Annotated in this window: 6 protein-coding genes; 1 reads left to right on the top strand and 5 read right to left on the bottom strand. The window is 69.1% G+C overall.

Annotated features, from left to right (window positions below):
• Positions 1-59: 59 nt before the first annotated feature.
• The 5 genes from ABZ664_RS39270 to ABZ664_RS39250 form a co-directional block, all read right to left on the bottom strand.
• A complete protein-coding gene (locus ABZ664_RS39270) occupies positions 60-1,175 on the bottom strand; it encodes a DegT/DnrJ/EryC1/StrS family aminotransferase (protein WP_362522356.1) in 1,116 nt (371 codons plus the stop codon).
• A 31-nt stretch (positions 1,176-1,206) separates the two neighbouring features.
• Entirely contained in the window at positions 1,207-3,012 is a 1,806-nt protein-coding gene (locus ABZ664_RS39265; protein ID WP_362522353.1) for a fatty acyl-AMP ligase, read from the bottom strand.
• A 43-nt stretch (positions 3,013-3,055) separates the two neighbouring features.
• Positions 3,056-3,619 carry an LmbU family transcriptional regulator gene (locus ABZ664_RS39260; protein WP_362522351.1) on the bottom strand — a complete coding sequence of 188 codons (564 nt, stop codon included), beginning with the start codon at positions 3,617-3,619 and terminating at the stop codon, positions 3,056-3,058.
• 259 nt (positions 3,620-3,878) lie between these two features.
• On the bottom strand, positions 3,879-4,181 hold the full coding sequence (locus ABZ664_RS39255; protein WP_362522358.1) for a hypothetical protein: 303 nt from the start codon (positions 4,179-4,181) through the stop codon (positions 3,879-3,881).
• A 5-nt stretch (positions 4,182-4,186) separates the two neighbouring features.
• Positions 4,187-4,822, bottom strand: coding sequence for a GNAT family protein (locus ABZ664_RS39250; protein WP_362522349.1), 636 nt, complete (start codon positions 4,820-4,822; stop codon positions 4,187-4,189).
• Between the two features lie 306 nt (positions 4,823-5,128).
• Here ABZ664_RS39250 and ABZ664_RS39245 point away from each other — a divergent pair, with 306 nt between their 5' ends.
• The gene (locus ABZ664_RS39245) at positions 5,129-6,358 is read left to right on the top strand and encodes an acyl-CoA dehydrogenase family protein (RefSeq protein ID WP_362522347.1); all 1,230 of its coding nucleotides are present in this window, start codon (positions 5,129-5,131) and stop codon (positions 6,356-6,358) included.
• Positions 6,359-6,402: the final 44 nt, after the last annotated feature.

Here is a 6,402-nt window from a genome sequence, read left to right as displayed (position 1 = left end):
AGTCTTCTCGGCATAGGTGACGAAGACCACACGCATCGGCCGGCCCAGCTGGTCGCCCGTCACAGCGCTGCCAGTACCTTGAGCAGCGACTCGACCACCTTCGTCTGGTCGCCCTCGGTCAGCGACGGATACATTGGCAGCGAGAAGATCTCCCCGGCCACCGACTCGGTGACGGGCAGCGCCCCCGCCCGGTAGCCGAGCTTCGCGAACCCCGACATCGTGTGCACCGGCCACGGGTAGCTGATGTTGAGCGACACGCCGTACGGCTTGAGCGCCTCGATGATGTCGTCGCGCCGCGGATGGCGGACCACGTAGACGTAGTACGAGTGCTCGTTGCCGGGGGCGACCGCGGGCAGGACGACGTCGGTGCCGGCCAGCGCCTCGGCGTACCGGGCCGCGACGGCCCTGCGGGCGGCGACGTAGCCGTCGAGCCTGGCCAGCTTGCGGCGCAGGATCTCGGCGTGCACCTCGTCGAGCCGGCTGTTGTGGCCGGGCGTCCGCTCGACGTAGTAGCGCTCCCTCATCCCGTAGTAGCGCAGCTGCCTCAGCGCCGCGTCCACCTCCGGGTCGGAGGTGATCGTCGCTCCGCCGTCGCCGTACGCCCCGAGCACCTTGGTCGGGTAGAAGGAGAACGCGGCCGCCTCGCCCATCGAGCCCGCGATCCTGCCGTGGTGGCGGGCCGCGTGCGCCTGCGCGCAGTCCTCGAGGATCAGCAGGTCGTGCCGGGTGGCGATCTCCCGCAGCGGTGCCATGTCGACGCACTGGCCGTACAGGTGCACGGGAAGCAGGCAGCGGGTCCGCTCGGTGATCGCCGCCTCCACCTGCCCGACGTCCATCAGGTAGGTGTCCTCGTGCACGTCGACGAAGACCGGGGTGGCGCCGACGGCGTCGATGGCCACGACCGTGGGTGCCGCCGTGTTCGACACGGTGATCACCTCGTCGCCCGGCCCGACGCCCAGCGCCTGGAGCCCCAGCACGATCGCGTTCGTCCCGTTGTCGACGCCCACGCAGTGCGAGACGCCGTGGTAGGCGGCGAAGGCCGCCTCGAAGTCGCGCACACCGCGCCCGAGCACGAGCTGGCCCGAGCGGAACACGGTGTCCACGGCGTCGAGGATGTCCTCGCGTTCGTTCTCGTACTCCTGCAGATAGTCCCAGACGAAAAGGGGCCTGATCACGCATCACCTCCGGAAGGGAAGCCACTTCGGCTCAGTGGTCGAACTCCCCGCGGAGGTACTGCTCGCGGCAGGCACCACGGCGGATCTTTCCACTGGTCGTCCGCGGCAGGCTGCCGCGCCGTACGAGGACGAGGTCGTGCGCGGCCAGGCCGTGGTTGCGGGTGATCTCCTGGCGCAGGACGCGCAGGACCGCCTCCCTGTCGCCCTGCTCGGCCGCCATGAGCGCGGGGCCGGCCTCGACGAGGACGACGAGTCGTTCCTCGCCCTCGGCCTCGCTGGAGAACGCGGCCGCCGCCCCCTCGGAGCCGACGTCTCGCACGGCCTGAACGGTCGCCTCGATGTCGTCCGGGTAGTGGTTCCGGCCACGAATGATGATCATGTCCTTGGCTCGGCCCACCACGTGGAGGTTGCCGCCGAACAGGAAACCGAGGTCACCCGTCCGCAGCCAGGGGCCGGAAAGCAGCTCGCCGTCGGTCTCGACGAGGTGCTTCGCGAAGACCTCCGCCGACCGCTCCGGCTGGTTCCAGTAACCGTCCGCCACATTGGGGCCGCTCACCCAGATCTCGCCGACCCGCCCCTCCGGCAGCGAGGCGAGGCCCTCACCGTCGCGGATCCGCACCGACACCCCCAGGCTCGGTACCCCGCAGGAGACGACGCGCACGGTACCCGGGCTGCCCGGCGGGCACTCGCGGGCGATGCCGGCGGCCAGGTCCGCGCGGTCGAAGCAGCGGTCGGTCATGCCCTCGCCGACCGGCGGCGCGCTCACGGGAAGGGTCGCCTCGGCCAGGCCGTAGCAGGGGGCGGGAGTGGTGGGCGCCAGGCCGCCGGCCGCGAACGCCGAGATGAACGCCTCGGTCGACTCGGCGTACACCGGCTCCGCGGCGATCGTGAGGAGCCGCAGCGAGCCGAGGTCGAGCTCGCCCCTGCGCTCGACGGCCACGCGGCGCACACACTGGGCCAGGCTGGAACTCGGCGCGACGCTCCAGTCGGCCCGGTAGTCGGAGATCATGCGGAGCCAGCGGTACGGGTCCTGCACGAAGGCCATCGGGCTGAGGTTGACCGAGTGCGCGCCCGCGCCCAGCGGATTGGTGATCGCGCAGACGAGGCCGAAGTCGTGGAAGAACGGCACCCACGACGCGACGATCGAACTCGGCCAGTGTGCCCTGATCTGGTGGTTGGTGACGGTCATGTTCTCGTGCGTGACGCGGACGCCCGACGGGGTGCCGGTAGAGCCGGAGGTGTACTGCAGGTACGCCACCGCCTCCGCCCTCATATCCGGCCTGCGCCAGTGCGCGGCGTCGGCCAAGGGGATCTCGTCGACGCGGACCAGATGCTCGGGCGGGTGCTCCATCCCCTCCAGCAGCCGCTGGACGGACGGGTGAACGGCGGAGGTGGTGAGCACGCACCGCGGTTCGCAGTCCCCCATCACCGATCGCAGGCGCTCGTTGCTGCGCAGCGCCTCGGGCGCGTAGAGCGGCACCGCCACGAGACCGGCGTACAGGCAGGCGAGGAACGCCACCACGTACGCCGGCTCGTGGGGACAGAGCACCGCCACCCGATCGCCGGGCTCGCACCGCCGCTGGAGGACTGCGGCCACCGCGCGGGCCCGCTCGTCGAGCTCGGCGTAACTCATCGTCCGCGAGCTCTTCTCCCTGCGGCCGGTGTCGCGGCGCATGCCGTACTCGACGAAGGTGACGGCGGGGGAGGAGCCCGAGGTCCTGGCGAAGCGGCCGATGCTGTCGGGCAGGTGGCGGAGACGGAGGCGTTCCGGTCCCCGAGGGGTGGTGACGGCGGTCTCGATGACGTCCTCCGGCGACGCGCCGTGATCGGGGTCCAAGCTGTCTTCTCCGTCCGCTCGTTGAGGCTTCGCCGCCCCGGGGTCAGGCGGACTGGGGGAGCGCGCCGGCCTTCCTCGACTCCAGCGCCGCGAGCGCGGCGCGATCCAGGTTGGAGACCATCCAGACGAGCAGGTCCTGCTCGGTGCTCTCCGCGGCCTCCTGCCAGCGTTTCTTCTGCTCCGCGATGATGTTCATCTGAATGTGGGTGACCTCGTCGGCGGTGCCGCCGTTGCGTTCCGCCTTGATACGCCGCCGCAGCTCGTTCCTCGACCAGCTGCCCTTCTCCGCCCGGTTGAGCCAGATCTCCTGGTCGGGCTCCGGCAGGCTGGCCACCTCCGCGTGGTGCTGGAAGCTCAGCTTGTCGCGCCGCCTGGAAAGACTGAACTGCCGGGCCACCCAGGCGTAGTTCCGCAGCGTCTGGTAGTCGAGCGAGGTCTCGGCGATCGCCCGCTTGTAGCGGTCGGGGTAGTGCGCCTGGCCGTAGATCAGCCAGTCTCCCAGCCACCAGGCGGAGGAGTCGGAGATGATGAAGATCTGGCGGCCAAGGCGGCTCCAGGCGGTCAGTGACATACCGGGTGGGAGTGAGAGAGCCGTTCTCCTGGTCATGCCCGGTGCGTCGAGCGCCATCCGCGCGTTGCCGGCGGGTCTGGCCTGCCCGTGATGTGTGGTCGCAAGACTTGGGTAACCGTTAACGCCTGTCACATCTGTCACGCCCTTTCGCCCCGACGGGTCGTCGATGGCTGAGAGTTTGCCCTAGGCGCCACGGGAGAGTTCTAGACAAGATCTAGACGCCCTGACAGAGAGGTGACGGAGGCCAGGTCAAGGCCGTTTTCCCCGCTCACCGTGCTTGTCCCGACCGCGGGCGCTACTTTTGGCCGCCGGCGCGCGGGGGGAGACGTTCGATGACGAAGTCCGCCAGGTCGTCGAAGTTTCTCCCGGTGAAACCGGCCATGTCGTCCAGGAGCGGGACGCCGTAGGTGTCCTCCAGGGCGAGGATGAGGAGGATGATGGAGAAGGAGTCGAGGTTGCCCAGATCGCTGGGCTCGGGAATCTCCCCCAGGTCGGTCAGCTCGGGAATGGCGAGCTCGGAGGAGCTGAACAGCACGATCTTCAGCGCCTCGCGCTCGATCTGCTCGCGCACTTCCTTCTTCTGGTCGGAAACGAACATCTCGGTCAACTCTTTTCTCCTTCGGATGCCTCGGCGGAATCGGTGGACACTGCGGATACCGTGGACGCCGTAGATGCGGTGGATGCCGCCTCCCGGCGTTCGCCCGGCCCCTGCGCGAGCTTATTGAGGAGCTCGGCGCCGTGCTCCTCCCACTGCTCGCGGTAGACGGCGTAGATATGCACATCCCGCAGCGCTCCGCGATCGTAAAGGTGCTCGGGGAGAGTCGCCTCTTTGTAGGCGGAGTTGAAGGCCGTACGGAAAGCCTCGAAATCCGTCTCGGTGGTCCAGAAATATATCTTTCTGACGTTCCACATGGCGAAGGCGTAGTTGACGGTCATCAGGATGACCTCCGCGCCGAGCCCGTTGCCGGCCGCGGCGGGGTCGGTGAGGAAGCTCGCCCGCACGTGCTGTCCCGAGAGGTCGAGATGGTGGAACGAGACGTATCCCACGACCCTGTCGGTGTCCCGCCGCTCCACGATGAACTGCGCGGACACCTCTTTGGAGTACAGCGCGCCGAACACCTCGGCCGAGGGCAGGTCGTTCAGCTCGGCCTTCAGGAGAAGGTCGTGTGCCGTGACGCCCTCCGGGGGATTGGCATGGCGCAGCAGCGTCCTTCTGGTCTTGGTGTGGGGAAAGAGCACGTTCTTCCACCTTCAACTCGGCGTTGCGGCTGAATGGGATTACCCGGGGTATTGTTCAAGCCGGCCGGGTGACTGTCATCCCCTGCTTCAATGCGGCGGGTCCGTCTCGCCAGCGGGACAGATGCTAGTTCCGGGTGATCGGTGGGTCAAGCTATTCTCTCGCCGCCCCCAATGTCCACGGAATGCCATTTCCTGGATCGTGCATAATTTCCCGGTTGATTTCTTAGGCGGCTCGCGGAAAAGTCGTTTATGGTGCATGCGGCGGCAGCGGGCCGACGTGCGAACGCAGGGAAGCGGGATGGGCTGATGACAGTGCACACCGAGAACGTCGTGATGCCGGGAGAGCTCCGCGAGCCGATCACCCCCGAGGGCCGCGACCTGATCGGCCTCATCGAGACGCACCTGCCGGCGATCGCCGCCGCGGCCCCGGACAACGACCGCAGCGGCACCTTCCCGCGTGACATCTTCGAGGACCTGCGCAAAAGCGGGGTCCTCGGCGCCACGGTGCCATGCGCGCTCGGCGGCCTGGGGGTCGATCGTCTGCACGACGTCTCCCTCGCGTTGCTGAGGGTCGCCGAGGCCGACGCCTCGACGGCGCTCGCCCTGCACATGCAGCTCAGCCGGGCGCTGACGCTGACCTACGAGTGGCGGACGGGACCGGCTCTCGCGCGGACGCTGGCCGAGCGGCTGCTGCGCGGCATGGGCTCCGGCGAGGCGGTCGTGTCCACGGGGGTGAAGGACATCCCCCGCGACCGGCGTCCGACCACGCTGACGCAGACGGCCGACGGCGGCTGGCTGCTGTCGGGTGGCAAGACCCTGGTGAGCATGGCGCCCATCGCCACGGACTTCGCGGTGTACGCGCAGACGCGCGTCCCCGGGCAGCGTCCCCAGTCGGGGATGGCGGTGCTCTCCAGGAACTGCCCGGGGCTTCGCGTGCTGGACAACTGGGACGGCCTGGGGATGCGGGCCTCCGGGAGCGTCGACGTCGTGTTCGACGACTGCGTCATTCCCCCGGAGGACGTGGTTCTGCGCGGGCCCGCGGGCGGGCAGGACCTCGCGATGCTCGCGGGGCAGACGGTGAGCTCGATCACCATGCTGGGGATCTACACCGGGATCGCCCAGTCGGCGCGCGACATCGCGGTCTCGACCCTCATCCGCCGGGGAGCCGCGGGGGCGGCGGCCGCGCGGACGCTGGTGGCGGAGATGGACGCGCGGCTCTTCACGATGAGGTCGACGGTCGCGGCGGCGCTGGCGCGCGCCGACCGGCTCTCCTACGACGACACGGGCGACCCTCGGGAGCGCGGACCGGCCATGATGACGCCGTTCCAGTGCGCGAAGCTGATCGTCAACCAGCTGGCGCCCGCCGTCGTCTTCGACGCCCAGAGCCTGATCGGCGGCGCCTCCTTCTCGGCCTCCCACCCACTGGCGCGGCTCTACCGCGACGTGCGCGCGGGTGGCTTCATGCAGCCCTACACCTACATCGACGCCGTCGACTATCTGAGCGCCCAGGCTCTGGGAGCCGTGAAGAACGGTTAGGAGAGGTCATGCGCGTTCTTTTCACGGCGTACGCGGAGAAGACC

The organism is Streptosporangium sp. NPDC006930 (genome assembly GCF_040635605.1).
Lineage (GTDB): Bacteria > Actinomycetota > Actinomycetes > Streptosporangiales > Streptosporangiaceae > Streptosporangium.
This window is presented reverse-complemented; position numbering and strand designations above follow the sequence as displayed.

Coding starts and splice junctions, on each gene's coding strand:
- ABZ664_RS39255 (WP_362522358.1), bottom strand. CDS start 4,181: ATGTTCGTTTCCGACCAGAAGAAGGAAGTGCGCGAGCAGATCGAGCGC.
- ABZ664_RS39260 (WP_362522351.1), bottom strand. CDS start 3,619: ATGACCAGGAGAACGGCTCTCTCACTCCCACCCGGTATGTCACTGACC.
- ABZ664_RS39245 (WP_362522347.1), top strand. CDS start 5,129: ATGACAGTGCACACCGAGAACGTCGTGATGCCGGGAGAGCTCCGCGAG.